This window comes from Corynebacterium sp. MSK071 (assembly GCF_030232125.1).
Classification (GTDB): Bacteria; Actinomycetota; Actinomycetes; order Mycobacteriales; family Mycobacteriaceae; genus Corynebacterium; species Corynebacterium kefirresidentii.
This window is the reverse complement of the sequence record NZ_JASPJA010000009.1, coordinates 79,671-106,043: the sequence shown is the minus strand read 5'-3', so window position 1 is coordinate 106,043 and position 26,373 is coordinate 79,671. Positions and strand designations below refer to the sequence as shown.

Here is a 26,373-nt window from a genome sequence, read left to right as displayed (position 1 = left end):
AGCATATACTTTCCGGAAACCTACAGGTCAATCCGTGAAAATCCGCGATTCCGGACACACTTTTTGACCCTTAACCCGGTTTCGTCGTACCTGCAGTCGTGAGACGGGTGCTACCGGCAGGACTCCTGTCTGCGGGAGCTTTGAGCCCTGTGGAACACCGCATAGGCACCGATGAGGGATACAGCTAGGAATATCCCAGCGGCCGTGAAGTAGAAAAATCCATTTCCTAACCTACGAGAAATATCCGGCAATGAGGTGGAATCCGATCCCGCCAGGGCCTTGGCAACGTATACCGCATTCAAACCGCCAATGAAATAGCCGAGGCAGAGCAATGATGAAATACCAACTGCAATCTTTAGCAGAACTGTTAAGGATGAATGGCGGGGTTCTGTAATCTTTAACTCCTCTCATTTTGGCCTTCAGGACCAGCAAACTACACCTTCCTAAGGTGCTGTGTACAAACAGGCGTGCTCGGTAGCCACACCATCAGTCACAGAAAGTCACTGTAGAGATGAAGGTATGAGGTTTAGCGATAGGATATGGGATATGAAGAAGATCCGAACGATGCTGGACGGGGTAAACGAGATTCACCTATTTCAAAGCCAGCGAGTAGCGCAGGCAGCGCAGCAAGCGCATCTGCGCAATCGGACTCGCAGTTATCGGGCGCACCGCAAAATAAACGCAGCGATTTCCCACCAGTTGGAGGAGCGCTCCCTGGCGTAAATAGACTTTCTAACCTTGACGACCAAATTGCTGTGTGGGCGCATCAGGGGCCAACTCCGCATCCACAGATAATCAAACAGCACAATGACATTCAGCCGGGCGCAGGCGATCGGATTATGGAGGGCGCTCATGCAGATATTGTCCTCGATAGGAAAGTTACAGCAGAATCTTTCGAGTACGCGATATTTGAATCAAAAGTACGGCTCTTTACGGCCGTAGGTGTCATTTTCGGCGCGCTCATCCTTATGCCGGCGATACTCGTTCTTTTTGACCCACCGGAATCGATAGTTGGTACTGCGGCGGTGGGCCTGGCGGCAGCAAGCCCACTAGTCCGCACCCTCATTGGCCCTAAGCAATCTCAGAAGGACCAGTTAGAGAGCGTGGAGCGAGGAGGGGTTTAAATCTCGAAGTAGGCGCGCAGGTCGGCCGCAATAGCATCGAGGCGGTCGGCGTCGGGGGACTCGAGGTAGCACTTGAGCTTCGGTTCCGTGCCGGAGGGGCGAACGATGACGCGGTCATCGTTGTCCGTGAAGAACTTGGAGCCTTGGGCGAATTTCTCTACCTTCGCCACGGGCGAGCCAGCCAGTTCGGTGGGCGGGGTAGATGCGACCTTATCCATCGCTTGGGCGATGATGCTGAGGTCATCTACGCGGAAGGTCAGCGGTTGGGTATACAGGGCCCCGACGGTGGCGTAGATGCCCTCCAAGCGCTCCAGCAGGGTGGTTCCTGCGGCCTTGCACTCGGCAGCGAGGCTGGCGAGCACTACGGAGGTAGCGATGCCGTCCTTGTCACGGACAGCGGTGGGATCGGGGCAGAATCCAATGGCTTCCTCGTAGCCAAAGGCGAGATCCGGGGTTCGTGCGATCCACTTGAAGCCGGTCAGTGTCTCCTCGTGGCCGAGGCCGTAGTGCGCGGCGATGCGCCCGAGCAGGCGGGAGGAGACGAGGGAATTGGCAAAATTGCCGGTCGCCCCGCGGCGGGCCAGATAGTCGCCCAAAAGGGCACCGGTTTCATCGCCGGTGAGCTGGCGCCAGGAGCCAGAAGCAGTAGGTACGGCGGCGGCGCAGCGGTCGGCGTCGGGGTCATAAGCGATAAGGATATCGGCGCCGATCTCCTCAGCGTGGCGGATACCCAGATCAAGGGCGCCGGGCTCTTCCGGGTTGGGGAAGGAGACGGTGGGGAAATCCGGATCCGGTTGGGCCTGCTCAGGAACTAGCGAGACGCGGAAGCCACAGCGGGTGAGAAGTTCTTTGCCCAAGGCAGCACCAACGCCGTGCATGGCCGTGAGCGCGATGGTGACATCGGAGCTTTCGCCTACGAGTTGTGCCGCGCGGTCGAGGTAGTCGGCGCGGGTATCGACGTTCTCGACATTCGCCGCAGAAAGCGGGATTTCATCGGCATGAGGTGCCGCGGCGATGGCTTCCGCGATTGCGGCATCGGCGGGCGAGATAAGTTGCACGCCTTCCGCAGGGCCGGTGGCGATGCGGCCGCCCAAGTACACCTTGTAGCCATTATCGGCCGGCGGATTATGCGAGGCGGTAACCATGATGCCAGCATCTGCCTTGAGCTTGCGTACCGTGAAAGCGGTCAGCGGGGTGGGGTTTTGTGCGGGCAAAACCAGGGCTCGGCCGCCAGCTGCGGAGATGACCTGCGCCGCATCGCGTTGGAACTGCGCGGAGCCGTGGCGGGCATCGCAACCAATGGCCACGACTGGGGTATCGACCTGCTGCTTGAGCCATGTGATGAGCCCGTAGGTGGTGCGGATGACCACGGCGCGGTTCATGCGGGACTCACCTGGGCCCACGGCGGCGCGCAGGCCCGCGGTGCCAAAGGCCAGGGGGCCGGCGAAGGCGGAGGCGAGCTCAGCGGTATTGCCCTCCTCAATCCAGGTGTTTACCCGGCGGGCTGTATCCGGATCAGGGTCGTGCTCGGCCCACGTACGGGCGTAGTCATAATCTACGGCGGCGTTCGACATGGACTAGAGCTCCTCGAGGATCTTGGCGGAGGAGGACAGGCCCAAGCGGGTCGCGCCAGCCTCAATCATGGCTAGGGCGTCCTGTGCGGTACGGATGCCGCCAGAGGCTTTCACGCCTAACTTATCGCCTACGGTCTCGCGCATGAGCTTTACGGCATATACAGAGGCACCGCCGGCCGGGTGGAAACCAGTGGAGGTCTTGACAAAGTCCGCCTGGGCGGCTGCAGCGGCCTTGCAGGCGAGGACAATGGCGTCTTCGGAAAGCGCGGCGGATTCAATGATGACCTTGAGAACCTTGCCCGGGATGGCATCGCGCACGGCCTGGATTTCGGCCTGCAGATCCTCGGCGCGGCCCTCAATGGCTAGCGGGATATTGATGACCATGTCCACCTCTTCGGCGCCATCGGCAACCGCGCGGGCTGCCTCAGCGGCCTTGATCTCCGGCTTTACGGCACCGGAGGGAAAGCCGACGACGGTGGCAATGTGCAGGGAGTCAGGAACCTCGATGGGCAAGGCGGAGGGGGAAACGCATACGGAGTAGGTGCCCAGCTCGGCTGCCTCATTTACCAGGGCGCGGAATTGTTCCGGGGTGGCCTCCGGCTTGAGCAGGGTGTGATCGATGATGGATGCAACGTCGGTGCGGGAAGTCATAATTTTCTCCTTAACGGGCTGGGCGGGATTCGGAACGGGCCATCTTGAGGTCAGAAACTACGTATAGGGCAATGCCAATAGCAGCCACGGTGGCCAGGATCCACAGCACGGTGTTATAGCTAGCGAGGTCCTGCAGCTTGGCGGTATAGGCAATGCCCAGCGGGATGGCGATATTGATGGTCAGGTTATAAAAACCAATGGCGATGCCGGACTTGACGGCGCTGATATTGCGCAGCGCGGTATTAACCAGCGGCGCGTACATCAGTGAAAAGCCGGAGGCGAAGGCCACGATGGCTGCGATGAGAATAGCGACGTGGAGTTGCACAAAAAGCGCGGCCATCACCAGTGCGCCGGCAACTAAGGCGAAGGCGGTGTAGATGGTGGCGCGGGAGGATAAAACGGTGCCGATCTTTCCGGAGAAGATGCCGATGAGGATGGCGCAGATATAGCCCGGGATCATCAACAGGGAGGCTTTATCGATATTCATGCCGTGCAGGTCATGCGCCGCAAAAGGCAGCAAGAAGATGAAGCCCATCTGGGTGGAATAGACGAAGAAGACCATGAGGATGGTCCACACGTAGCGGCCGTTGGTGAAAAACTCCGGGGTGACCACGGGATATTTGGCGTGGCCGATGTGGTAAACAAAGCCCACCACGCCGAGGACAGCCACGATGAGATATACCCAGTCGAACTCCTGCATGAATAAGGTCAGGCCAGTGGCAAAGACGGCGATGAAAAATAGGCCGAGCACATCGAGGTGTCCCTCCACGGCCTCATCTTCTGGCACCAGCTTGATGATTGGTGGGATGGTCAGAATGAGGATGAGCGGGATTAGGAACATCGCCGTCCACGAGACATAGGTGGAAATAAAGCCAGAGGTCAACGCGCCGATGAGCAGGCCGGCTTGGAAAGCGGCGGTGGAAAAGCCCAGGTAGGTCTTTTGATCGGCCTCGCTCAAGTGCTTGGTCACGTAAATGACATAAAGCGTCTCCGCGGCGGAGAGGCCGCCGGTTTGAATGAGACGACCGGTCAGCACCATGGGCCAGAAGCTAGAAAAGGCGAAGGCTAAAATCGATCCCACGGCAATGAGGACAACGCCGGTGAGCATGAGCTTGCGGATGGAAATGGAATCCGCCAGCGCGGCATAGACCACAGCACCGATGCCGATGATGACGCCGGCGAGGGAAGCCTGGAGGGAGGCGGTCTTAACGGAAAGGTCGAGCGCCTGGGCAATCGGCATGGTCATCGTCTTAAAGCCGTTATCAATAACCAGAGAAAAGACAAAGACGAAGAGCAGGATGGGGACGGCAACTTTGGGGTTTAGCGCGGGACCTGGCCGCTTGTCCTGCGGGGAAGCAGAGGTAGTAGAAGAAGTCACGGGGAAGGCGTCCTTTTAGTCGAGCGCGTTAAGCGGCAGCGCGAGTTCAATCATGGTGTGGAAGGCGGTTTGGCGTTCTTCGGCAGAAAGCTTGGTACCGTGCACGAGGTTGTCGGATACGGTGAAAAGCCCCAGTGCGTCGACGCCGGCTTCGGCCGCGGTGGCATAAAGCGCTGCGGATTCCATCTCTACGCCGAGCACGCCCATGTGCGCCCAGCGTTCGTTGACGGACTGGTCAAAGTTATAAAAGATGTCCGAGCTCAAGATATTGCCCACGTGAATGTGTGCCTGCTGCTTCTCGGCTTCATCCACCAAAGCCTTGAGGAGCTTCCACGAGGCGGTGGGAGCGTAGCTGCCCGGCAGGTTGTACTGGCTCAAGAAATTGGAATCGGTGGAGGCGGAGGAGGCGACGATGACATCGTGTAGCTCGATGTCTTCCTGCATAGCGCCGATGGAACCGACGCGGATGAGCTTCTTTACGCCGTAGTTGTGGATGAGCTCCCAGGAGTAAATGCCGATGGAGGGAATACCCATGCCGGTGCCCATGACCGAAACGGGGTTGCCTTTATAGGTGCCGGTAAACCCCAGCATATTGCGCACGCCGTTGAACTGGACGGTGTCTTCCAGGAAGTTTTCGGCGATGAATTGTGCGCGTAGTGGGTCGCCGGGCAGCAAGATGGTTTCTGCAATGGGCGCGCCCTGCGGGTTGATGTGTGGGGTGGCAATATCGGTAGCGGACATAGCTTCGCTCCTCGGTGTGTGGGGGGGATTTTACACACTTAGCTTAACCCCGCAGGAACCCATGTCAATGACGCAATTTACAATTGTTCAACATTTGTGGGAGGCCTCACTAGCCCAGTCCACGATCTTGCGCGCGGTGGCCTGATCTGTGACCAGATGGGTAGCCAATCCCTTGCGCAGCGCCACCCATATGGCCCGCGCCTTAGATGCGCCGCCAGCTACCAGCACCCGGGTGGGGCGCGTGGCCAAGTCTGCGAGGCTGATGCCCACGGTGCGGGCGTCTACGGCCGGGCAGGCTACTTCCCCGCGGGCGTCGAAGAAGCGCGAGCACACATCACCCACAGCATTGTCTGCAATCTGCTGTTTCTCGGCCGCGGTCAGATAGCCCAGGTTGAATGCTAAGGATTCCTGCTCGGCCGAGCCCACCGTGAACACTGCCACGCTTACCGACGCCCCCTTATGCAAAATCTGCCCAATATGCCTATCGCGCTCCACCCACTGCTTGGCCTCCGCGGAATCGAAGATGCCCGGCAGTGGTAAAAGGTGGGCCTCGGCATTGAAGGCGTGGGCAAAGGCCTGCAGGGTGTAGAAGTCTTTAGTGGATCGCTCCGTGTGTGAGTGGCCACCTTTTAGTTGCACAATCTCTACGCCTTCCCGTGGCTGTCGCCGCAGGTGAGAAGCGACGGCGGACATCGTCTCGCCCCAAGAGAGGCCGACGCTGGTGCCATCCTCAATGAGTTCTTCCAGGAGGGCGGCGCCGGCGCTGCCCAGGTCTGCTAGGGGAGAACCGCCGGGTGGGGTGGTGGTCACGCGGACGTCGGCAAGCGCAAAGCGTTGGCGTAGTTGGCCCACTAGTTCATCGGATTGCTCCCGCGGATCGGCAATGCTGATGGTGACAAAGCCGCGCGCGGAGGCGTGGCTGAGCAACTTGGACACCGTGGGCCGGGAAACCCCAAGATGATGGGCAACCTCGGCCTGAGAGAAGCCGGAGTTGTAGTACAACTTTGCGGCGTCAATGGACTGGGCATCCTTCTGATCCAACATGCCTTTCATTCAAGCACATTCACATGCGCGATAAGGTGTCATAAAAGCTTCCCATTTTTGCGCTCTGACGTGGCGATTTGTGTAAAACGTTGCAAGCGGGTTAGATTATTGGAGTCCGCAACGGAGAGCACAACGAAATAGCGATGTGTTCAACGCTAGGATGTGCCCCCTTAGCTCAGTCGGCAGAGCGTTTCCATGGTAAGGAAAAGGTCGACAGTTCGATTCTGTCAGGGGGCTCCATTCATGTTCGGAGGAAGAAATTCCCCAAGGTGAATATGGCGGTGTAGCTCAGTGGTAGAGCAAGCGACTCATAATCGCTGTGTCGCGAGTTCAATTCTCGCCATCGCTACCGGGAAAGAAAGGCGCCCGCAGGGCGCTTTTTTATTACCGCGCTGAAGGCTTTGCAGACCCGCCTGGTTTCAGATTGGAACTACGGCTCTGGTAAGGTCTTCAACGCTTGATGCTGAGGCATTAAGAGATAAAAGAATAGGGGCGTGGCGCAATTGGTAGCGCAACGGTCTCCAAAACCGTAGGTTGCAGGTTCGAGTCCTGTCGCCCCTGCACAGTAAACCCCGTCACTTGATTTCAGGTGGCGGGGTTTGTTCATGCCATATTTTCCCGGTCGAGCCTTGCTCGCCGCTGTGCTCGCCCAATGTATCCAAGGCCACGTCTTATAAATGCGGTGGTCAGCTTTTCATGCAGTGCAAGCTTTGCTAGGGTTGACAAAGTTATGGAGGTGCGCGTTAAGCGCCCTATTAGATTTAGTTCCCAAGGAGGGTTAGCTGTGAGCGATGAGCAGCAGCCGAAGAATTCGGGTGCACCGCGCCCGACCGGTAAGCGTCAGCTCTCTGGTGCGGCTACCACGTCCTCCGCGGACTACGCCGATAAGCACGTCGTCCGCGTAGAGGATAAGAATCACGATGACACCCCAGGTGGTGGCGTAGCCGCTTTCCCTGGCGAGGTGGCAACTGAGATGAAGAAAGTGGTGTGGCCGACCGCTAAGGAGATGCTGCAGTACACCCTCATTACCTTTGCCTTCCTCATCGTCATGACCGTTTTGGTGTGGGGTGTGGACGCTCTGGCCGGTCTCGGAGTTGAGCAGGTTCTCTCTGATTAGTAAGATAGCCGCATAATCTTTTATCCCGCTGTTTCCACTGAAGGAACGGCGGGATACTTTTTGCCCATACGCGGGCGGGTAGGCTAGTCCTACGCAACGCGCCGAGGAATTTTTGGAGTAAGAATCATGAGCGACGAGAATAACGTCGAAACCGTAGGCACCTCCCTAGAGGAGGCTATGCAGGCCAACGTGCAGGAGCAGGCGGCAGAGCACGCTAGCTCCGTTGAAGAAGCACAGCAGGAGGACGCTACCCCAAGCGCGCCCGCAGTAGAAGAAGCAGCAGAGTCCACCGACGCTGCAGGCGAGTCTGCGGAGGCAGCCGAGGCACCGGGAGCGGAATCGGAATCGGCAGCAGCCGACGCCGAGGGCGCGGCAGAGGCCGCAGCTCCAGAGGCTGGCGAGGATGAGTCCGAAGACGCCGCCTACCGCAAGCGCCTGCGTGCGTTTACCCGCGAGCTGAAGAAGCAACCGGGCCAGTGGTACATCATTCAGTGCTACTCCGGTTACGAAAACAAGGTAAAGACCAACCTGGACATGCGTGCCCAGACCCTCGAGGTGGAGGACTCTATCTTCGAGGTTGTCGTTCCTATTGAGCAGGTACTTGAGAACAAAGACGGCAAGAAGAAGATTGTGAAGCGCAAGCTGCTGCCGGGCTACGTCCTCGTCCGCGCCGAACTCAATGACGCCGCTTGGTCCGTCATCCGCGAAACCCCTGGTGTGACCTCCTTCGTGGGCAACGAGGGCAACGCCACCCCGGTTAAGACCCGCGATGTGGCTAAATTCCTGATGCCGAACGAAGCACCGTCCACCAAGGGCGATGCCGCCCCGAATGAGGCCGAGGGCGAGCAGGTCGTGGCCATGCCAGAAAAGGAAGTGGCAAAGAAGTACGCCCACGACTTCGAGGTAGGCGAGGCAGTGACCATCCTGTCCGGCCCGCTGGCCGCAGTCTCCGCCACCATTTCCGAGATCGACCCAGAGACCGGCAAGATGCAGGGACTGGTATCCATCTTTGGTCGCGAGACCCCAGTGGAGTTGTCGCCGACCGAGATCGAGCGCATCTCCTAAAAGTGATTTTGTGCAGGGCGCACGGTGTTCTAAACTGGAACGCCGTGCGCCTTTGGCGTGCGTATAAGAAAAACGTTTCATCCTCCGGTGGCCCACTGAAGGTGAGCATCCGGACGGGATCCCGTTATTCATCGTGGCGGCTATCCCGGTAACACAGGAAAGAGGTAATTCGATGGCTCCTAAGAAGAAGGTATCTGGCTTCATCAAGCTGCAGATCGAGGCAGGCGCCGCTAACCCGGCACCGCCAGTTGGCCCGGCACTGGGTGCCCACGGCGTCAACATCATGGAATTCTGCAAGGCTTATAACGCCGCTACCGAGAACCAGCGTGGCAACGTGGTTCCGGTTGAGATCACCGTCTACGAGGACCGTTCCTTCGACTTCAAGCTGAAGACCCCGCCGGCAGCCAAGCTGCTGCTGAAGGCCGCTGGCATCAAGAAGGGGTCCGGCGTTCCACACACCGACAAGGTCGGCTCTGTGTCTTGGGACCAGTGCAAGGAAATCGCAGAGACCAAGTTTGCGGACCTGAACGCACGTGACATCGAGAACGGCGCTCGCATCATCGCCGGTACCGCCCGCTCCATGGGCATCACCGTTGATGGCGCACCGGAGAAGTAAAAACTTTATGTGGTAGGGCCAGCTACGGCCCGCCGAACACCACACCAATCCAGAAAAGGAATTGTTAAATGAGCACCAAGTCTAAGGCTTATAAGGCCGCTGCGGAACTGGTAGATAAGTCCCGCCTGTACCGTCCGATCGAGGCCACCAAGCTGGCTAAGGAGACCTCCTCCAAGAACTTCGACGCCACCGTTGATGTTGTTTTCCGTTTGGGCGTTGACCCGCGCAAGGCTGACCAGCTGGTTCGCGGCACCGTTTCCCTGCCTAACGGCACCGGTAAGGACGTTCGCGTTGCTGTCTTCGCAGAGGGCGAGAAGGCTACCGCCGCTCAGGAAGCTGGCGCTGATATCGTCGGCACCGCTGAATTGATCGAGCAGATCAACGAGGGCAACATCGACTTCGACGTTGCTATCGCTACCCCGGATCAGATGGCCAAGGTTGGCCGCGTTGCCCGCGTCTTGGGCCCGCGTGGTTTGATGCCGAACCCGAAGACCGGCACCGTTACCGCAGACGTTGCTAAGGCAATCTCTGAGGTTAAGGGCGGCAAGATCTCCTTCCGCGTTGATAAGGCTGCTAACCTGCACGCCATCATCGGTAAGGCTTCCTTCGATGCTGAGAAGCTGGCTGAGAACTACGGCGCCCTCATGGATGAGATCCAGCGCCTGAAGCCTTCTTCCGCTAAGGGCATCTACATCAAGCGCGCTACCATCTCCACCACCTCCGGCCCGGGCATCCCGGTTGACGGTTCCGTGGTCAAGGATTACACCGCTTAAGCAGTTATCACGTACTGCGTTTAAGGTTAAAGGGCTTAGAGGCAATTCCTCGAAGCCCTTTTTCTATATCTCGAGCCACTAGTAGTTATGTGGCGTCAATATCGTCTGGCACCCATTCGCCGCCGTCGTAGTAGACGTTTCGAGCCAAGGGAATCTGGTGCGAAGCAGACTCGAGGATGTGCATAAAATATCCGGCCGTGTTGGGAATGGCGAGGGTATCTCCTACGGCAATGCCCGCTGGGAAGTCCAGTTCGCGGCGCAGAATCACCTCGTCTTCAATGCAGTAGGCACCGACTACAAAGCCGGTACGTCGCTCGCGGGAGACCTCCTTTGCTGAACCGGCTGTAGGCACGAGGAGGGGGTCTAGCAGGATGTCATCCGCGGCGGTCCGGCACTGCGTGCGATTCATCGCCACACCGATAAGGGGCAGGCCATCAGAACGTTCTTTGAGAAAGCTCACCTCGGCGAGGATGACACCACAGCCGTCGAGGAGGCTGCGGCCCGGTTCTAGATGGAGGGCGATGTCCCGCTCTCGCAGGGCACCACCGGCGTTGCCGTAGCCGGGGACCTCACCGGAGAGAAGTTGGTTCAGCCACTGACCGCGCGTCGGTTCCTGCCAGAATGGGTAAGTATTGGAGAGCGGATCCGATTTCCAGGTAAAGGGGTCACCGGTACCAGCGCGTTGCGCAGAGATACGCGCTGTGTAGTTTTCCCACTGCTCGCGGGATTCTAAATAGCTCATGGGCACGCCGCCGCCGATATCGATGAAATTAGCGGGTTGGTTCATTGCGCGTAGGTGCTCGACTAGAGCAATGGCCTCTGTAAGGGCGGTGCGGCGATCCGCCTCGCTATAGCCATGCAGGTGGACGTGGACACCCACGGCACGAAGCTCCGTGGGCCACTCCGCTTTCTGCCATGCAGGTAGCCTTTCCCCGAAGCGGGTCGGTGGTAAATCATCTGGATCTGGAGCAAGGCGCGGTGCCACGCGGGCGGTAGTTTCTAAAGCTCGGGCGATGGCGGCGATGCGGCCGCATTCTGCGCGAGAATCGCACGATATAGTAACGCCACGCGAAATCGCGAGGCGGAGCAAACCATCGCTTTTGATAGCAGCGCTGAGGATGATGCGCTCTGGGGCTACATCGCGCTCGAGTACTTGGCGTAGCTCGTTCTCACTGGCTACATCCACGCCGAGTCCACTCTCGCGAGCGGCGTCGACAAAGCACAGCGCCTTATTGGCTTTGCGGGCGAAAAATACCCGAGTTTTCACGTCGTGGGAAGCACCGGCGTCTAGTAGCTCTTGGGCATTGTGGCGCAGTGGCGCGGGATTAAGCACGTTTACCGGAGAACCATAGCGCGAGGTGAGTGCGCTAACGTCTTGCGGGTTCTCCACGAGCTCTTGCATCCACTGCTCCCATCGGGCACGCAGCGGGACGGTGCCATGGACCGGCAGTGGGGCAACGGGAGGGGTGGTCATGGGTTTCCTACTTTCTCCGCCCAGCGGGGGATGTCATCGTGTACTAAACGGTTAAGAGAGTCATGCCCGGGCAGGGAGAGCTCATTCATGCGGCCAATTTCCACCACACCAGGAACGTTATGGAAGGGGGAGTGGGTGGCTTGGGGAGCCACAGTGGCGTCGATAAGCAGGTCCACGCCGCCCTTCTCCCGCCAGGAATCTATCTGCTCAGGAGTGCCTAGATACTGGGTATCCACCACCCCGGAGTGGATGAGCTCGAGCAGACGCCTAGCTGTGACCGGTGGTGGGCCGAAGGCCACCCGCTCAAGGGTGCGTGAGAGCTCGCGGAACCCGGGCATTGGGCCGTGTGCCTGGTGCCAATCGACGCAGTCTTGGAAGACCCCACGAAAAGCCGCGCCCACGGCCGTGGCCGGAGTCAGGGGACCAGTACCCTCGACCGCACGGAGGGAAGCCTCCAGCTCAGCGAGCGCAGCGCCAGTGAAATCCTGACCATCAATAACGGCTGCTAGTTCCGCACTAGAGAAGTCACCGAACTCGGCTGCGGCCCCGATGAGGATCTCGCGCAAATCTGCGGCGTTAGTGATGTGCACACAGGCCTGCCGCCACCGCGTCGAAACCTCCGGCAGCGGTGCCTCCGGAGAGGGCTTTACCTCCATAAATCGCCCGCCGCGGCTAACCGGATAAATGACCTCGGCGGTATCGCCATAAAGCAGGCATACATCGATAAAGCTTAAGGCGGCACCGCGCACGCCGATTCGCCGTGGAGCGCTAGGGAGGTCGGCGCCGAAATAGAGACCGGTGACGGGCACACGCGAAGTTTCGTGGACCAAGGAACCAGCATGGAGATGGTCGTGTCCGGTGCAGACCAGGACGTCGTCGAAGGGGGCGCCGTCGACCATGAAGCCTTCTCCGTCATTACTCACTTCGCTCACGCGGTGCGGCAGATGGCGAATGTGAACGTGCGCCGGCGCGCGCTGCAATGCGGCGGACCAGGTATCGGCGAGGAATTGGCCCACTTCGGCGCGCGGTGGGAAGGCATCGGTGGTGTCCCCACCGCGGCGGGCCCGCCATGCGTTGAAATTATCGTGGGCGGTGGTGACGATGGCGCAGTTGACGTTGAGGCGCCAGTGGGGCGGCTGCTGCGGGCGGTAGACAGCGCCTGAACCGGCCGGATACGGGTCGAAGACCGTGACATCGATGGGGATGCGGGCGCGCTCGATGAGTTCCTCTACAGCCCAGAGACCGCGCGGACCGCCTCCGATGATGGCAATGCGTCGGGCAGGCTTAGCGGAAGTCACTGCGCCGTCCCTTCGCTGCGCGCGGCAAGTTCGGCAGGTGAAATGCCGAAGTTTTCGCACACCCAGGAATCGTTATAGATAGTGTCTAAGTAAGGCTGGCCGGCGTCGTGTAGCACGGCAACCACCTCCGCCCCCGCCGGCAGGGAGGGGGCGAGGCGCTGGAAGGCTGCGATAACAGCACCGCCGGAAGCACCCGGCAGCAAACCCTCGGCCCGGGCGAGCCTGCGGGCGGCCACGATGGCCTCGAGATCGGGGACCCGCTCGACGGAGGAGGGCGAAAATTTGGTGGATAGGTCGGTCACGATACCTGCGCCATAGCCGGGCAGCATGCGGGTGCCACGCTCACCGCCGAAAAGTACGGAGCCCTCTGCATCAACGCCGATTGTTTGGGTACTGGCTCCCACCTCGGAAAGTTTGCGGACACAGCCGCCAAGGGTTCCGGTGGTACTCATAGCCACGAGCACATGGCTGGGTGCCTGCCCGAGTTGCTCCAGGATCTCAGTCATAGTGCCCTCCGCGTGGGCGTGGAAGGCGGCTTCATTGGAATACTGGTTGAGGTTGAAAGAATCGGGGATCTCTTCCAATAGCTCGGCCACGCGGGTGCGGCGGGCGGTGAGCCAATCGCCGGTTTCAGGATCTGGGTGGTCGAGCAATTCCACGTGTGCGCCATAGGCCCGCATGGTGGCCACCGTAGAAGCGTTGACGCGCGGATCCACCACACAATGGAACTTCATCCCCTGGAGCGGGGCTTGGCGAGCTAGCGCCATGCCCAGGTTGCCGGAGGAAGATTCCACCAGCGTCGAGCCTGGGCGGATATCGCCGGCTGCAAGGGCTGCCTGGATAAGCGCTCGCGCCGTCCGGTCTTTCGCAGAACCGCCAAGGTTGAATTGTTCGAGTTTGAGATAGAGGTGGACATCCGGCCGGGGACTAGTCGCCTCTACTCGCATGAGTGGGGTATTGCCAATGGGCGGGTGCGCTTGAGAATGAATCCTGGGGCTCATCATTGGCCCCATGGTAGACCTTTACGTCCACCTTTTCTGCAGGCTTAGTCTTTGATCTCCGCATAGGCATCGAGCGCGGCTTGGCGCGATTCCTGCAGGTCCACGATAGGCGGGGCGGACAGTGCGGGTGCCCAGCGGCGCACGTACTCGCCGTCGGGGTCGAAGCGCTTGGCTTGCGTTTCGGGGTTGAAGATGCGGAAGAAGGGCGCGGCGTCATCGCCGCAGCCGGCCACCCACTGCCAATTAAACGGGTTGGAGGCGGCATCGGCGTCCACCAAGGTGTCCCAGAACCATTCTTCGCCCAGGCGCCAGTGGATGCCTAGGTTCTTGGTGAGGAAGGAGCCCACCACCATGCGCACGCGATTGTGCATATAGCCGGTGGCCCATAGTTCGCGCATTCCGGCGTCGACAAGCGGAATGCCAGTAGTACCTGCCTGCCAGTCCTTGAGCCGCGGGTCATCCCAGGACCAGTCGAAGCGGTCGAATTTCTCCCGCACGTTCTCGGTGGCGAGATTGGGCAGGTGGTAGAGACGGTGCCAGGCAAAGTCGCGCCACAGTAGCTCGGAGTGAAACTTGGCGGCCTCTGGTTCCTCGGCTGCGGCGAACCACACCTCGCGCGGGGAGACCTCGCCAAAGCGCAGGTGGGGCGAGAGTAGGGAGGTGGCATTGAGCGCGGGGATATCGCGCTCCTCGGCGTAGTTGGCCAGGTCCAGCTGGGCTAGTCGCTCGCGCGCGCCGGCCTCGCCGGGCGTCCAGTGCTCGGCCAGCGATGCGGCCCATGCCGGTTCGGTGGGCTGGGGCCAGGCAGATGCACTGCTTGCCGACGCCCCCATTTCCGGCACCCCCTCCGGTTCATCTCCCGCCACCTGGGAGGCGGCGGCCTTGGAGAAAGGAGTAAAAACCTTATAGGGCTGGCCCTGGCCATTGGTGACCTCCCAGGGCTCCACCAAGGTGAAGCCGGGCGAGGACGTCGCGGTGATGCCCTGGGAGGCCAGGGTTTCCTTGACGGTGGCATCGACCTCGCGCAGCGGGCCGTGGTAGCGGCGGGTCCACGTGACGGTGGTGGCTCCCAGTTCGGTGGCGAGGCGGGGGATTTCCTCGCGAGCATCGCCGGCGGCGCGAATGAGTTCTACGCCGTGGTCGGCAAGGTCGCTAGCGAGGGCATAGAGGGAACGTTCGCGCCACCACGTGGTCGCGCCGCCCAGCGGGCGGGTGCCGGGATAGGCAGGTTCGTCGAGGACGACGGCGACCAAGGGGGCGTCGCCAAGCGCGGCGGCCTCGGCCGCGCGGGAAAGGGCCTGGTTATCGTGCAGGCGCAGGTCATCGCGGAACCACATGAGGCTGGTCATGGCGGCCATCCTACGCGGCGGAAACGGCGATTTGGAGAAACCGCGGGTGGGGAGGTAGTGTTTTCCACGAAGTTTGAACGGCCACTTCACGGCCGAGTCAAAGTTCACCGAAGACCGTTGGTCATCCATTTGGATCGAAGGTTCTCCATCCTAGGAGGCGGCCCACGCAGGAGACACTTTGCGATTATTCGCGGCATTCTCTTATGTCGCGCGCCCTGTGCTCTTGCACGGGGCTTTTGTTGTTTCGGGCAACCGAAGCGAGGAAGGCCCCGGCGGAATAATAAAAGAGATGTTTTGGAAGGAGGCGAGAGACAATGGCAAACCCAAAGAACACTGCAGACCTGGCAGAGCTGAAGGAGAAGCTGGCTGGCGCTAACTCTGTTGTATTGACCGAGTACCGCGGCCTGACCGTATCCCAGCTGCAGGAGCTGCGTAACGATCTGGGCTTTGACGTTGAATACTCCGTCGCCAAGAACACCCTTTTCAAGATCGCTGCCAAGGAAGCTGGCATCGAAGGTCTTGATGATTTGCTGACTGGCCCGACCGCAATTGCGTTCATCAAGGGCGAGGCAGTGGATGCTGCGAAGGTCATCACCAAGTTCGCTGATGACAACAAGGCACTCATCATCAAGGGTGGCTACATGGACGGCAACGCACTGTCTGCCGACCAGGTTGAGGCCATCGCCAAGCTGGATAACCGCGAGACCACCCTCGCAAAGCTGGCTGGCGCTATGAAGGGTTCTATGGCGAAGGCAGCCGCTCTCTTCAACGCTCCTGCAACCAAGGCTGTACGCACCGTCGCAGCCCTGCAGGACAAGAAGGAAGCAGAAGCTTAAGTCGTCACAAAAGACGCACAATTACAACACCGTGTGCGCGGCATAAATCACGCGCAGCGCACACACAACACAGAAAGGACTTGCCATCATGGCTAAGCTCACCAAGGACGAGCTCATTGAAGCTTTCAAGGAAATGACCCTCATCGAACTGTCCGAGTTCGTTAAGGAATTTGAAGAGGTATTCGACGTTGAGGCTGCTGCTCCGGTTGCTGCTGTTGCAGCTGGCGCTCCGGCTGAGGGCGGCGCTGCTGCTGCTGAGGAGAAGACCGAGTTCGACGTCGTTCTGACCGACGCTGGCGCTAAGAAGATTGGCGTTATTAAGGCTGTTCGCGAGATCGTCTCCGGCCTGGGCCTGAAGGAAGCTAAGGAAATGGTCGAGGGTGCTCCTAAGGCTATCCTCGAGGGCGCTTCCAAGGACGACGCTGAGGCTGCTAAGACCAAGCTGGAAGAGGCTGGCGCTTCCGTCGAGCTCAAGTAATTTCACTGAGCTTTACGCTTTCAAACCCCCACTCTTACCGCCGCGCGCGGTGGGAGCTGGGGGTTTCCTCGTTTTATGCTCGCGGGCGCTATGCGGGTAGTACAGCAATGGCCAGTAGTGTCAAAGTGTGACACTATGGCATTGTGGAGTTCAGGAGGGGTAGCTTAGAGCGCTTTCACACAGATGGTAAGGCGCCAAAGTACGTGCCCCCTGAACTGCGAAGGATACTGCGTCGCAAACTCATCATGATTGACCGAGCAGCCTCTCTTGCTGATTTGAGGATTCCACCAGCGAATCACTTAGAGAGGTTGAAAGGGCAGTGGGACGGATTTTATTCCATCCGCGTTAACGCGCAGTGAAGAGTAGTCTTTCGATGGACAGGGAAAGGAGCTGTGGACGTTGACTTCATCGATTATCACAAATGAGGGAGAGGAAGCTTCGGATATCATATCCGTTCCACACCCTGGGGAGGTTCTGCGCGAGGAGTTTCTGGAGCCGCTCGGACTTACTCAATACCGCTTAGCCAGGGATATTTTTAGCTCCAAATCCCAAATTTCCAAGCTGGTGCGTGGGCGCATTGGGATTAGTGCGGAAATGGCGCTACGTCTTTCCGCCTATTTTGGCAATTCGGCAGAGTTCTGGCTGGGACTGCAGGAAGAGTTTGATCTTTGGTGCGCGCGCCAAACCACGGATACGAGCAGCATCGTTGCTTGGAATAAGCACACAGCTTAAAAATCAATCCGGCGTAGCGGGGCCTGTAGAAACAAGGAATCGCCGCTACGGGCTGTAGAATTAGCCCCCATGCTGCCCAAGTCCCGCATTTTTTCCGTCCTGCTCCTAGGCCTCGGTGTTGCGCTCATCGCCGCCGGTATTGTGGCGCCGGCGTTTTTGGATTACTCCCCGCGGCTGCCGCTGAACCTGAAAAACAGTACGTGGACACTGCACGATGATTCTGCGGATTCGCAGCAGCTGTCCAAGGACGGCACACAGCCGTATTCGGGCCCCATGACCTACCAAATCAACATGGATATCCAAGAGCCCTCGGACGAGGAGAATGCTACCGTGCGCATCGGTGAGACCCGCATGCGCGGTGAGGGAGAGGGCCTTAATGACCTGAGCCAGGCCCAGGTGTGGACGTACCCCGTAGATCGCCTGAGCGGCGAGGCAGCAGGAGAGGCCACGTTGAGCCACACACTCGCAACCCCGTCCGACACGGTGACCGTGGACGGATATTGGCTCAAGTTCCCAGCGGACGCGGAAAAGACCAACTACCCGGTCTTTGACCCGACCCTGCGCAAGGCCGTCGATGCAGTCTTTGAAGAAGAAACCACGATGGACGGCCGCACGGTCTACCGCTACCACCAAGAAATTGAGCCGACCAACGTCGCGCAGCTATTTGCGGCCGATGGCAATACCACCAGCCTGCCCAAGGAAGACGGCGGCGAGGAGCAGGGCTACCTGACCCACTCCGGAAGCCGTGACTTCTACGTGGACCAACAAACCGGCCTCGTAGTGGGCATGGATATGGATATCGATGATTACTACGCGGACCGCGAGGGCGTGGGCCGCGAGCGCGCCTTCGTCTTTAATGGCTCTACCTCCGAAGAGGACCAGCAGGCGCTGCTCAAAGAGGCGGCAGATTTCCCGCGCGACCGCGTGGCGGAGATCGTGCGGTGGGTTGCCATCGGCCTCGGCGCACTGTTGACCCTGCTCGGAATCATTGGCGCATTGGGCCTAATTGGCGGCAAGAATAAGCATGCCCGCCCGCGCCATAACCGCGGGCGCATCGGCGGGAGCGCGGTGCCAGCGAGCCGGTAAAAGCGCAGCTGGAAAACAAAATCGCCGCCGGGGTTGCGGTGTATTGAGATTTTAGTGGTAGGGTGCTCGGTGGTTGTCGCGCACAGTCGCGCGACGTGGACGCGTTAGCGCCGCGGCGAGCACGAGCTTGCCCCCTAGCGCGGTAGCGACACGCCCCAAGTGTGGTGTGTCTTTACATGGCAGGTCTTTTCCTATAAGCTGTTTCGTTGCGCTGGAATCTGGATCTTCGGTGCACATTTAGCCTTTCAGGCCGGTGATGGCAAAACCGACTTGACAAGGTGATTTTGTGCATTCTGAACCCAGACACTCCACAGCAGACCGAATGCTAGAATTACCAGCGGTTTTGCGGCTCGTCGGCCAGGGCGAGCAGGCAATCCGCGTGAGGTGCTGGAAGGACCCATCTTGGCAGTCTCCCGCCAGACCAAGTCAGTGGCCAATATCCCCGGAGCCCCGAAGCGATACTCGTTTGCAAAAATCAGCGAGCCTATCGCCCTGCCGGGTCTCCTTGACGTACAACTTGATTCCTTTGATTGGCTCGTTGGCGCGCCGGAGTGGCGCGAGCGCGAGCAGGCTGAGCGCGGCGATGACGCCCGCGTGACGAGCGGCCTCGAGGACATCCTCGAAGAGCTCTCGCCGATTGAGGACTACTCGGGCAATATGTCCCTGTCCCTGTCGGAGCCGCGCTTTGAACCGGTGAAGAACACCGTGGATGAGTGCAAGGAAAAGGACATCAACTACTCCGCGCCGCTGTACGTGACCGCAGAGTTTATTAATAACGACACCCAAGAGATTAAGTCGCAGACCGTCTTCATCGGCGATTTCCCGATCATGACGGATATGGGCACGTTCATCGTGAACGGTACCGAGCGCGTCGTCGTCTCTCAGCTGGTGCGCTCCCCGGGCGTGTACTTCGATCGCTCGATCGATAAGTCCACCGAGCGCCCGCTGCACTCCGTGAAGGTTATTCCTTCCCGCGGTGCATGGTTGGAGTTCGACGTCGACAAGCGCGACACCGTCGGCGTGCGCATTGACCGCAAGCGCCGCCAGCCGGTAACCGTGCTGCTTAAGGCACTGGGTTGGAGCGAGGAGCAGATCAGGGATCGCTTCGGCTTCTCCGAGCTCATGATGTCCACCCTGGAGTCTGACGGTGTAGCGAACACCGATGAGGCACTGCTGGAGATCTACCGCAAGCAGCGCCCAGGCGAGCAGCCCACCCGCGAGCTGGCTCAGTCCTTGCTGGATAACTCCTTCTTCCGTGCAAAGCGTTACGACCTGGCTAAGGTCGGCCGCTACAAGGTCAACCGCAAGCTGGGGCTCGGCGGCGACCACGATGGTCTGATGACCCTGACCGAGGAAGACATTGCCGTCACCCTCGAGTACCTGGTCCGCCTGCACGTAGGCGAGCGCGAGATGAAGGCACCGAACGGTGAGATGATCTCCCTGCACACGGATGACATCGACCACTTTGGTAACCGTCGCCTGCGCACCGTGGGCGAGCTCATCCAGAACCAGGTCCGCGTCGGCCTGTCCCGCATGGAGCGCGTTGTGCGCGAGCGCATGACCACCCAGGACGCGGAGTCCATCACTCCGACCTCCCTGATTAACGTGCGCCCGGTCTCTGCTGCTATCCGCGAGTTCTTCGGTACCTCGCAGCTGTCCCAGTTCATGGACCACAACAACTCGCTGTCCGGCCTGACCCACAAGCGCCGCCTGTCCGCGCTGGGCCCAGGCGGCCTGTCTCGTGAGCGCGCCGGCATTGAGGTGCGAGACGTTCACGCTTCTCACTACGGCCGCATGTGCCCGATTGAGACTCCCGAGGGCCCGAACATTGGCCTCATTGGTGCGCTGGCGTCCTACGCCCGCGTGAATGCCTTCGGCTTCATTGAGACCCCGTACCGCAAGGTTGTGGACGGCAAGATTACCGACCAGGTGGAGTACCTCACCGCCGATGAAGAGGACCGCTTCGCTATTGCTCAGGCCGAGGTCGAGCAGGACGCAGAGGGCAACCTCACCGGCGAGCGTATTGAGGTCCGCCTGAAGGACGGCGACATCGGGCTTACCGACGCCGCCGGTGTGGACTACGTTGACGTCTCCCCGCGCCAGATGGTTTCCGTGGGTACCGCCATGATTCCGTTCTTGGAGCACGACGATGCTAACCGTGCCTTGATGGGTGCGAACATGCAGAAGCAGGCAGTGCCGCTGGTACGCTCCGAGGCCCCGCTGGTTGGTACCGGCATGGAGCAGCGCGCTGCGTACGACGCTGGCGACGTTGTCATCACCCCGAAGGCCGGCGTGGTCGAAAACGTCACCGCTGATGTCATCACCATCATGGATGATGAGGGCCAGCGCGATACCTACATCCTGCGTAAGTTCGAGCGCACCAACCAGGGCACCAACTACAACCAGACCCCGCTGGTTTCCATGGGCGAGCGCGTAGAGGCCGGCCAGGTTCTGGCCGATGGCCCGGGTACCCACAATGGTGAGATGTCCCTCGGCCGCAACCTGCTGGTTGCCTTCATGCCGTGGGAAGGCCATAACTACGAGGACGCCATCATCCTTAACCAGCGCATCGTGGAGGAGGACATCCTGACCTCCGTCCACATCGAGGAGCACGAGATCGATGCCCGCGATACCAAGCTGGGCGCCGAGGAAATTACCCGCGAGATTCCGAACGTCTCCGAGGACGTCCTGAGCGACCTGGACGAGCGCGGCATCATCCGCATCGGTGCCGACGTCCGCGCCGGCGACATCCTGGTGGGTAAGGTCACCCCGAAGGGCGAGACCGAGCTGACCCCGGAGGAGCGCCTGCTGCGCGCCATCTTCGGCGAGAAGGCCCGCGAGGTCCGCGATACCTCCATGAAGGTGCCGCACGGTGAGGTAGGCAAGGTCATTGGCGTTGCTCGCTTCTCCCGCGACGATGATGACGATCTGGCCCCTGGCGTCAACGAGATGATTCGTGTCTACGTTGCCCAGAAGCGCAAGATCCAGGACGGCGATAAGATGGCCGGCCGCCACGGCAACAAGGGTGTTGTGGGCAAGATTCTACCGCCAGAGGATATGCCGTTCATGGAAGACGGCACCCCGGTCGACATCCTGCTGAACACCCACGGTGTGCCGCGTCGTATGAACATTGGCCAGGTCCTTGAGGTTCACTTGGGCTGGCTGGCACACGCTGGCTGGAAGGTCGATACCGAGGATCCAAAGAACGCCGAGCTGCTCAAGACCCTGCCGGAAGAGCTCTATGACGTTCCTGCGGATTCCTTGACGGCGACCCCGGTCTTCGACGGTGCTACCAACCATGAGATCGAGCGCCTGCTGGCTTCTTCCCGTCCTAACCGCGACGGCGATGTGCTGGTGGATGAGCACGGCAAGGCCACGCTTTTCGACGGCCGCTCGGGCGAACCGTACAAGTACCCAATTTCGGTTGGCTACATGTACATGCTCAAGCTGCACCACTTGGTCGATGAGAAGATTCACGCCCGTTCCACCGGTCCTTACTCCATGATTACCCAGCAGCCGCTGGGTGGTAAGGCCCAGTTCGGTGGCCAGCGCTTCGGCGAGATGGAGGTGTGGGCAATGCAGGCATACGGCGCTGCCTACACCCTGCAGGAGCTGCTGACCATCAAGTCCGATGACGTCGTCGGCCGCGTGAAGGTCTACGAAGCCATTGTTAAGGGCGACAATATTCCAGATCCGGGCATTCCTGAGTCCTTCAAGGTGTTGCTCAAGGAGCTGCAGTCCCTGTGCTTGAACGTGGAAGTTCTTTCCACCGACGGCACGCCGATGGAGCTGTCTGGCTCTGATGACGATGACATGGATAGCCCATCGCTTGGCATTAACCTGTCCCGCGATGAGGGCTCTTCCGCTGACATCGCCTAATTAGTTTCTTGGTCCACCGCGGGGTAAGTCCCCGTGGTAGGGCGTAAACGTTCCATTCATACAAAGCCATCAATTCCTCGACAACGAGGATGAAAGGGAGACATTACGTGTTTGACGTAAATCTCTTCGACGAGCTCCGCATCGGTCTGGCCACCGCAGACGATATTCGTCGCTGGTCCAAGGGCGAGGTCAAAAAGCCTGAGACCATTAACTACCGCACCCTGAAGCCGGAGAAGGACGGCCTCTTCTGTGAGCGCATCTTCGGCCCCACCCGTGACTGGGAGTGCGCTTGTGGTAAGTACAAGCGCGTCCGCTACAAGGGCATCATCTGTGAGCGCTGTGGCGTTGAGGTCACCAAGTCCAAGGTTCGCCGTGAGCGCATGGGCCACATTGAGCTGGCCGCTCCGGTAACCCACATCTGGTACTTCAAGGGCGTTCCGTCCCGCTTGGGCTACCTGCTGGACCTGGCTCCGAAGGATCTCGAGCGCATCATTTACTTCGCCGCCAATATCATCACCTCCGTGGATGAAGAGGCTCGCCACAACGATCAGTCCACCCTGGAAGCAGAAATGCTCCTGGAGAAGAAGGACGTTGAGGACGATACCGAGTCCGAGATCGCAGAGCGCGCCTCCAAGCTGGAGTCTGACCTGGCTGAGTTGGAAGCAGCCGGTGCCAAGGCCGATGCCCGTAAGAAGGTAAAGAACGCTGCCGATAAGGAAATGCAGCACATCCGCGAGCGTGGCGAGCGCGAAATCGCCCGCCTGGATGAAATCTGGAATACCTTCATCAAGCTGGCTCCAAAGCAGATGATCATCGATGAGACCATCTACGAAGAGCTGGTTGACCGCTACGAGGATTACTTCACCGGCGGCATGGGCGCAGAAGCTATCCAGACCCTGGTCCGCAACTTCGACCTCGAGGCTGAGGCCGAGGAGCTGCGCGAGATCATCAACAACGGCAAGGGCCAGAAGAAGATGCGTGCTCTCAAGCGCCTGAAGGTCGTTGCTGCCTTCCTGCGCTCCGGCAACGATCCGGCCGGCATGGTGTTGGATGCCATCCCGGTTATCCCGCCAGAGCTGCGCCCAATGGTGCAGCTGGACGGTGGCCGCTTTGCTACCTCCGACCTGAATGACCTCTACCGCCGCGTGATCAACCGCAATAACCGTTTGAAGCGCATGATCGACCTGGGCGCTCCAGAGATCATCGTGAACAACGAGAAGCGCATGCTGCAGGAGTCTGTGGACGCGCTCTTCGATAACGGCCGCCGCGGCCGTCCGGTTACCGGCCCGGGCAACCGTCCACTGAAGTCTCTGTCTGACTTGCTCAAGGGCAAGCAGGGCCGTTTCCGCCAGAACTTGCTGGGTAAGCGCGTGGACTACTCCGGCCGTTCCGTTATTATTGTCGGCCCGCAGCTGAAGCTGCACGAGTGTGGTCTGCCGAAGCTCATGGCGCTCGAGCTATTCAAGCCGTTCGTCATGAAGCGCTTGGTAGAAAACGACTATGCCCAGAACATCAAGTCCGCCAAGCGCATGGTTGAGCGCCAGCGCCCAGAGGTGTGGGACGTTCTGGAGCAGGCCATTTCTGAGCACCCTGTGATGCTCAACCGTGCACCTACGCTGCACCGCCTGGGCATTCAGGCCTTCGAGCCGAAGCTGGTTGAGGGTAAGGCTATTCAGCTGCACCCGCTGGCTTGTGAGGCGTTCAACGCCGACTTCGACGGTGACCAGATGGCAGTCCACCTGCCGCTGTCCGCTGAGGCACAGGCTGAGGCCCGCGTCTTGATGCTGGCGTCCAATAACATTCTGTCCCCGGCATCCGGTAAGCCACTGGCTATGCCGCGTCTGGATATGGTTACCGGTCTGTACTACCTGACGATGGACAAGTCCGAGGACGAGATCGGTGGCAACGGCCGCTTCCGCGAGGCAGAAGAGGACAAGCCAGCAACCGGCGTTTACTCCTCCTACGCCGAGGCCCTCATGGCCTATGACCGCGGCACCGTTGGCCTGCAGGCCCCGATCAAGGTCCGCATCGATCACCTTCGCCCGCCGAAGGAGATCGAGGAGGAGCAGTTCCCGGATGGCTGGACCAAGGGCCAGGCATGGATGGGCTACACCACCATTGGCCGCGTCATGTTCAACGAGTTGTTGCCATGGAACTACCCGTACCTCGAGGGCATCATGGTCCGTAAGGGCGGCGGCTCTGGCAACAAGGTCCTCATCGGTGACGTGGTCAATGACTTGGCCAATAAGTACCCGATGATCACCGTGGCTCAGGTGCTGGACAACATGAAGGATGCCGGCTTCTACTGGGCAACCCGTTCTGGCGTGACCATCACTATGTCTGACGTTCTGGTTCTGCCGAATAAGACCGAGATCCTCGAGTCTTATGAGAAGGAAGCAGAGCGCATCGAGCGTAAGTACTGGGAGCAGGGTGCTCTGACCGAGCGCGAGCGCTACGATCGCCTGGTTGAGCTGTGGAAGGACGCTACCGATACCGTCGGTGAGGCCGTCGAGAACATGTACCCTGACCACAACCCGATTCCGATGATTGTGAAGTCTGGTGCGGCCGGTAACATGCGTCAGATCTGGACGCTGGCCGGTATGAAGGGCATGGTTGTGAACTCGCACGGTGATTACATCACCCGTCCGATTAAGACCTCCTTCCGTGAAGGCCTGTCCGTGCTGGAGTACTTCAACAACTCCCACGGTTCCCGTAAGGGTCTGGCCGATACCGCGCTGCGTACCGCTGACTCAGGCTACCTCACCCGTCGTCTGGTGGACGTGGCCCAGGACGTCATCGTCCGCGAAGAGGACTGTGGCACCCGCCAGGGCGTTCGCGTCCCCATCGGCGAGGTTTCCGGCGACAAGGTGGTTCTCTCCGAGCTGTGGGAGACCTCCGCATCCGGCCGCGTTCTCGCGACCGATGTCAAGGACGACAATGGCGAGGTCGTGGCCGAGGCCGGCTCCGACCTCACCGAGGAACTCACCCAGAAGCTGTTGGACGCCAAGGTTACTGAGGTCAAGGTTCGCTCCGTGCTGACCTGCCAGACCCCGGCTGGCGTGTGTGCCAAGTGCTACGGCAAGTCCATGGCTTCCGGCCAGCTGGTCGATATCGGCGAGGCCGTCGGCATCGTGGCGGCACAGTCCATTGGTGAGCCGGGCACCCAGCTGACCATGCGTACGTTCCACCAGGGTGGTGTCGGTGGCGATATTACCGGCGGTCTCCCGCGTGTTCAGGAGCTTTTCGAGGCCCGTAACCCGAAGAACCGCGCTCCTATCGCTTCCGTTGACGGCACCGTATCCCTGTCCGATGAGGGCAACTTCTGGACCCTGACCATCACCCCGGATGACGGTTCTGATGATGTGGTCTATGAGAAGCTCTCCAAGCGTCAGGGCCTGGCTCAGGTCCGTCGCCCGATGGAGTCCAACCCGGATGCGATGATCGAGCGTTCCCTCAAGGACGGCGACCACGTCGAGACCGGAGACCGCCTGATGCGCGGTGCGGCTGACCCGCACGACGTGCTCGAGGTCCTCGGCCGTCGTGGCGTGGAGCAGCACCTCATCAACGAGGTGCAGGCTGTGTACCGTACCCAGGGTGTGGCTATCCACGATAAGCACATCGAGATCATCATCCGCCAGATGCTGCGCCGCGGTACCGTCATTGATGCGGGTACTACGGACTTGTTGCCGGGTAACCTCATCGACCTTTCTGAGGCTAAGCAGCTCAATGCTGCTCAGGTTGCAGAAGGTGGCGAGCCGGCTCAGCTGCGCTCGGAGATCATGGGTATTACCAAGGCTTCCTTGGCTACCGAGTCCTGGTTGTCTGCTGCATCGTTCCAGGAGACCACGCGTGTGCTTACCGACGCCGCTATTAACAAGCGCTCCGATAAGCTCATCGGTCTCAAGGAGAACGTCATCATCGGTAAGCTGATCCCTGCCGGTACCGGTATCTCCCGCTACCGCAATATCTCCGTCAAGCCGACCGAGGCTGCACGCAACGCTGCATACTCGATTCCGACTTACGGCGATTCCATCTACGGTGATGACGGCTTCGGTGAATTCACCGGTGCTTCCGTCCCACTGGATGAGGACTTCACCTTCTAACGTGCAGTTCAATTTGCGTTAACGCGGGAAATAGATGGCCCCGCCTTCCTGAAC

At 59.8% G+C, this 26,373-nt stretch carries 22 protein-coding genes and 3 tRNA genes; 16 read left to right on the top strand and 9 right to left on the bottom strand.

Annotation, left to right across the window (positions count from 1 at the left end):
• Positions 1-546 precede the first annotated feature (546 nt).
• Entirely contained in the window at positions 547-723 is a 177-nt protein-coding gene (locus tag QP990_RS08960; protein ID WP_023020515.1) for a hypothetical protein, read from the top strand.
• A 116-nt stretch (positions 724-839) separates the two neighbouring features.
• Positions 840-1,124 carry a hypothetical protein gene (locus tag QP990_RS08955; protein WP_034655721.1) on the top strand — a complete coding sequence of 95 codons (285 nt, stop codon included), beginning with the start codon at positions 840-842 and terminating at the stop codon, positions 1,122-1,124.
• Here QP990_RS08955 and QP990_RS08950 read toward each other — a convergent pair.
• From QP990_RS08950 to QP990_RS08930, 5 genes are all read right to left on the bottom strand, one after another.
• Positions 1,121-2,698 carry a phospho-sugar mutase gene (locus QP990_RS08950; RefSeq protein ID WP_023020517.1) on the bottom strand — a complete coding sequence of 526 codons (1,578 nt, stop codon included), beginning with the start codon at positions 2,696-2,698 and terminating at the stop codon, positions 1,121-1,123. The genes QP990_RS08955 and QP990_RS08950 overlap by 4 nt on opposite strands.
• 3 nt (positions 2,699-2,701) lie before the next feature.
• Positions 2,702-3,349, bottom strand: coding sequence for a deoxyribose-phosphate aldolase (gene deoC, locus QP990_RS08945; protein ID WP_023027804.1), 648 nt, complete (start codon positions 3,347-3,349; stop codon positions 2,702-2,704).
• 10 nt (positions 3,350-3,359) lie between these two features.
• Positions 3,360-4,727 carry an MFS transporter gene (locus QP990_RS08940; RefSeq protein ID WP_023020519.1) on the bottom strand — a complete coding sequence of 456 codons (1,368 nt, stop codon included), beginning with the start codon at positions 4,725-4,727 and terminating at the stop codon, positions 3,360-3,362.
• A 15-nt stretch (positions 4,728-4,742) separates the two neighbouring features.
• Positions 4,743-5,468, bottom strand: coding sequence for a purine-nucleoside phosphorylase (deoD, locus tag QP990_RS08935; RefSeq protein WP_023020520.1), 726 nt, complete (start codon positions 5,466-5,468; stop codon positions 4,743-4,745).
• A gap of 87 nt (positions 5,469-5,555) precedes the next feature.
• Positions 5,556-6,512: a sugar-binding transcriptional regulator gene (locus tag QP990_RS08930; RefSeq protein WP_034655724.1), complete on the bottom strand. Its 957-nt coding sequence runs from the start codon at positions 6,510-6,512 to the stop codon at positions 5,556-5,558.
• 164 nt (positions 6,513-6,676) lie between these two features.
• Between QP990_RS08930 and QP990_RS08925 the strand changes: the two genes are divergently transcribed.
• The 7 genes from QP990_RS08925 (at position 6,677) to rplA (ending at position 10,083) form a co-directional block, all read left to right on the top strand.
• Positions 6,677-6,752 (top strand) — tRNA-Thr (locus QP990_RS08925).
• A gap of 37 nt (positions 6,753-6,789) precedes the next feature.
• Positions 6,790-6,861, top strand: a tRNA-Met gene (locus QP990_RS08920).
• A gap of 139 nt (positions 6,862-7,000) precedes the next feature.
• Positions 7,001-7,073 (top strand) — tRNA-Trp (locus QP990_RS08915).
• A gap of 223 nt (positions 7,074-7,296) precedes the next feature.
• Positions 7,297-7,629 (top strand): preprotein translocase subunit SecE, encoded by a 333-nt coding sequence (gene secE / locus QP990_RS08910; protein WP_023020522.1) that lies wholly within the window; start codon positions 7,297-7,299, stop codon positions 7,627-7,629.
• Between the two features lie 126 nt (positions 7,630-7,755).
• Positions 7,756-8,694, top strand: coding sequence for a transcription termination/antitermination protein NusG (nusG, locus tag QP990_RS08905; protein ID WP_023020523.1), 939 nt, complete (start codon positions 7,756-7,758; stop codon positions 8,692-8,694).
• A 172-nt stretch (positions 8,695-8,866) separates the two neighbouring features.
• A complete protein-coding gene (gene rplK / locus QP990_RS08900; protein WP_005327961.1) occupies positions 8,867-9,310 on the top strand; it encodes a 50S ribosomal protein L11 in 444 nt (147 codons plus the stop codon).
• 68 nt (positions 9,311-9,378) lie between these two features.
• On the top strand, positions 9,379-10,083 hold the full coding sequence (gene rplA, locus QP990_RS08895; protein WP_005322897.1) for a 50S ribosomal protein L1: 705 nt from the start codon (positions 9,379-9,381) through the stop codon (positions 10,081-10,083).
• 85 nt (positions 10,084-10,168) lie between these two features.
• Here rplA and QP990_RS08890 read toward each other — a convergent pair whose 3' ends face one another.
• From QP990_RS08890 to QP990_RS08875, 4 genes are read right to left on the bottom strand one after another with little or no spacing between them, the layout of a single operon-like run.
• Entirely contained in the window at positions 10,169-11,557 is a 1,389-nt protein-coding gene (locus tag QP990_RS08890; RefSeq protein ID WP_023020524.1) for a hypothetical protein, read from the bottom strand.
• Entirely contained in the window at positions 11,554-12,855 is a 1,302-nt protein-coding gene (locus QP990_RS08885; RefSeq protein WP_023020525.1) for an FAD/NAD(P)-binding protein, read from the bottom strand. Before QP990_RS08885 ends, QP990_RS08890 begins: the two co-directional genes overlap by 4 nt.
• Entirely contained in the window at positions 12,852-13,868 is a 1,017-nt protein-coding gene (locus tag QP990_RS08880; RefSeq protein WP_023020526.1) for a pyridoxal-phosphate dependent enzyme, read from the bottom strand. Before QP990_RS08880 ends, QP990_RS08885 begins: the two co-directional genes overlap by 4 nt.
• Positions 13,869-13,900: 32 nt before the next feature.
• A complete protein-coding gene (locus QP990_RS08875; RefSeq protein WP_023020527.1) occupies positions 13,901-15,205 on the bottom strand; it encodes a deoxyribodipyrimidine photo-lyase in 1,305 nt (434 codons plus the stop codon).
• A gap of 314 nt (positions 15,206-15,519) precedes the next feature.
• On the opposite strand from QP990_RS08875, the gene rplJ reads away from it, so the two are divergent.
• The 7 genes from rplJ (at position 15,520) to QP990_RS08840 (ending at position 26,319) form a co-directional block, all read left to right on the top strand.
• Positions 15,520-16,041 carry a 50S ribosomal protein L10 gene (rplJ, locus tag QP990_RS08870; protein WP_005322886.1) on the top strand — a complete coding sequence of 174 codons (522 nt, stop codon included), beginning with the start codon at positions 15,520-15,522 and terminating at the stop codon, positions 16,039-16,041.
• An 88-nt stretch (positions 16,042-16,129) separates the two neighbouring features.
• Entirely contained in the window at positions 16,130-16,519 is a 390-nt protein-coding gene (gene rplL, locus QP990_RS08865) for a 50S ribosomal protein L7/L12 (protein WP_023020528.1), read from the top strand.
• 143 nt (positions 16,520-16,662) lie between these two features.
• Positions 16,663-16,878, top strand: a complete 216-nt coding sequence (locus QP990_RS08860) for a type II toxin-antitoxin system RelE/ParE family toxin (protein WP_255342536.1) — start codon at positions 16,663-16,665, stop codon at positions 16,876-16,878.
• A 40-nt stretch (positions 16,879-16,918) separates the two neighbouring features.
• Entirely contained in the window at positions 16,919-17,251 is a 333-nt protein-coding gene (locus QP990_RS08855) for a HigA family addiction module antitoxin (RefSeq protein ID WP_023020529.1), read from the top strand.
• A gap of 69 nt (positions 17,252-17,320) precedes the next feature.
• Positions 17,321-18,337 carry a DUF3068 domain-containing protein gene (locus tag QP990_RS08850; RefSeq protein WP_023020530.1) on the top strand — a complete coding sequence of 339 codons (1,017 nt, stop codon included), beginning with the start codon at positions 17,321-17,323 and terminating at the stop codon, positions 18,335-18,337.
• A gap of 384 nt (positions 18,338-18,721) precedes the next feature.
• Positions 18,722-22,216 carry a DNA-directed RNA polymerase subunit beta gene (locus QP990_RS08845; RefSeq protein WP_023020531.1) on the top strand — a complete coding sequence of 1,165 codons (3,495 nt, stop codon included), beginning with the start codon at positions 18,722-18,724 and terminating at the stop codon, positions 22,214-22,216.
• 107 nt (positions 22,217-22,323) lie between these two features.
• The gene (locus QP990_RS08840; RefSeq protein WP_023020532.1) at positions 22,324-26,319 is read left to right on the top strand and encodes a DNA-directed RNA polymerase subunit beta'; all 3,996 of its coding nucleotides are present in this window, start codon (positions 22,324-22,326) and stop codon (positions 26,317-26,319) included.
• Positions 26,320-26,373: the final 54 nt, after the last annotated feature.

What these genes read in the sequence shown, in the direction of transcription:
- rplL (WP_023020528.1), top strand. Translation starts at nt 16,130, where the DNA reads ATGGCTAAGCTCACCAAGGACGAGCTCATTGAAGCTTTCAAGGAAATG.
- QP990_RS08850 (WP_023020530.1), top strand. Translation starts at nt 17,321, where the DNA reads ATGCTGCCCAAGTCCCGCATTTTTTCCGTCCTGCTCCTAGGCCTCGGT.
- QP990_RS08950 (WP_023020517.1), bottom strand. Translation starts at nt 2,698, where the DNA reads ATGTCGAACGCCGCCGTAGATTATGACTACGCCCGTACGTGGGCCGAG.
- deoC (WP_023027804.1), bottom strand. Translation starts at nt 3,349, where the DNA reads ATGACTTCCCGCACCGACGTTGCATCCATCATCGATCACACCCTGCTC.
- QP990_RS08930 (WP_034655724.1), bottom strand. Translation starts at nt 6,512, where the DNA reads ATGTTGGATCAGAAGGATGCCCAGTCCATTGACGCCGCAAAGTTGTAC.
- QP990_RS08880 (WP_023020526.1), bottom strand. Translation starts at nt 13,868, where the DNA reads ATGGGGCCAATGATGAGCCCCAGGATTCATTCTCAAGCGCACCCGCCC.
- QP990_RS08960 (WP_023020515.1), top strand. Translation starts at nt 547, where the DNA reads ATGAAGAAGATCCGAACGATGCTGGACGGGGTAAACGAGATTCACCTA.
- rplJ (WP_005322886.1), top strand. Translation starts at nt 15,520, where the DNA reads ATGGCAAACCCAAAGAACACTGCAGACCTGGCAGAGCTGAAGGAGAAG.
- QP990_RS08890 (WP_023020524.1), bottom strand. Translation starts at nt 11,557, where the DNA reads ATGACCACCCCTCCCGTTGCCCCACTGCCGGTCCATGGCACCGTCCCG.
- nusG (WP_023020523.1), top strand. Translation starts at nt 7,756, where the DNA reads ATGAGCGACGAGAATAACGTCGAAACCGTAGGCACCTCCCTAGAGGAG.
- rplK (WP_005327961.1), top strand. Translation starts at nt 8,867, where the DNA reads ATGGCTCCTAAGAAGAAGGTATCTGGCTTCATCAAGCTGCAGATCGAG.
- deoD (WP_023020520.1), bottom strand. Translation starts at nt 5,468, where the DNA reads ATGTCCGCTACCGATATTGCCACCCCACACATCAACCCGCAGGGCGCG.
- rplA (WP_005322897.1), top strand. Translation starts at nt 9,379, where the DNA reads ATGAGCACCAAGTCTAAGGCTTATAAGGCCGCTGCGGAACTGGTAGAT.
- QP990_RS08955 (WP_034655721.1), top strand. Translation starts at nt 840, where the DNA reads ATGGAGGGCGCTCATGCAGATATTGTCCTCGATAGGAAAGTTACAGCA.
- QP990_RS08875 (WP_023020527.1), bottom strand. Translation starts at nt 15,205, where the DNA reads ATGACCAGCCTCATGTGGTTCCGCGATGACCTGCGCCTGCACGATAAC.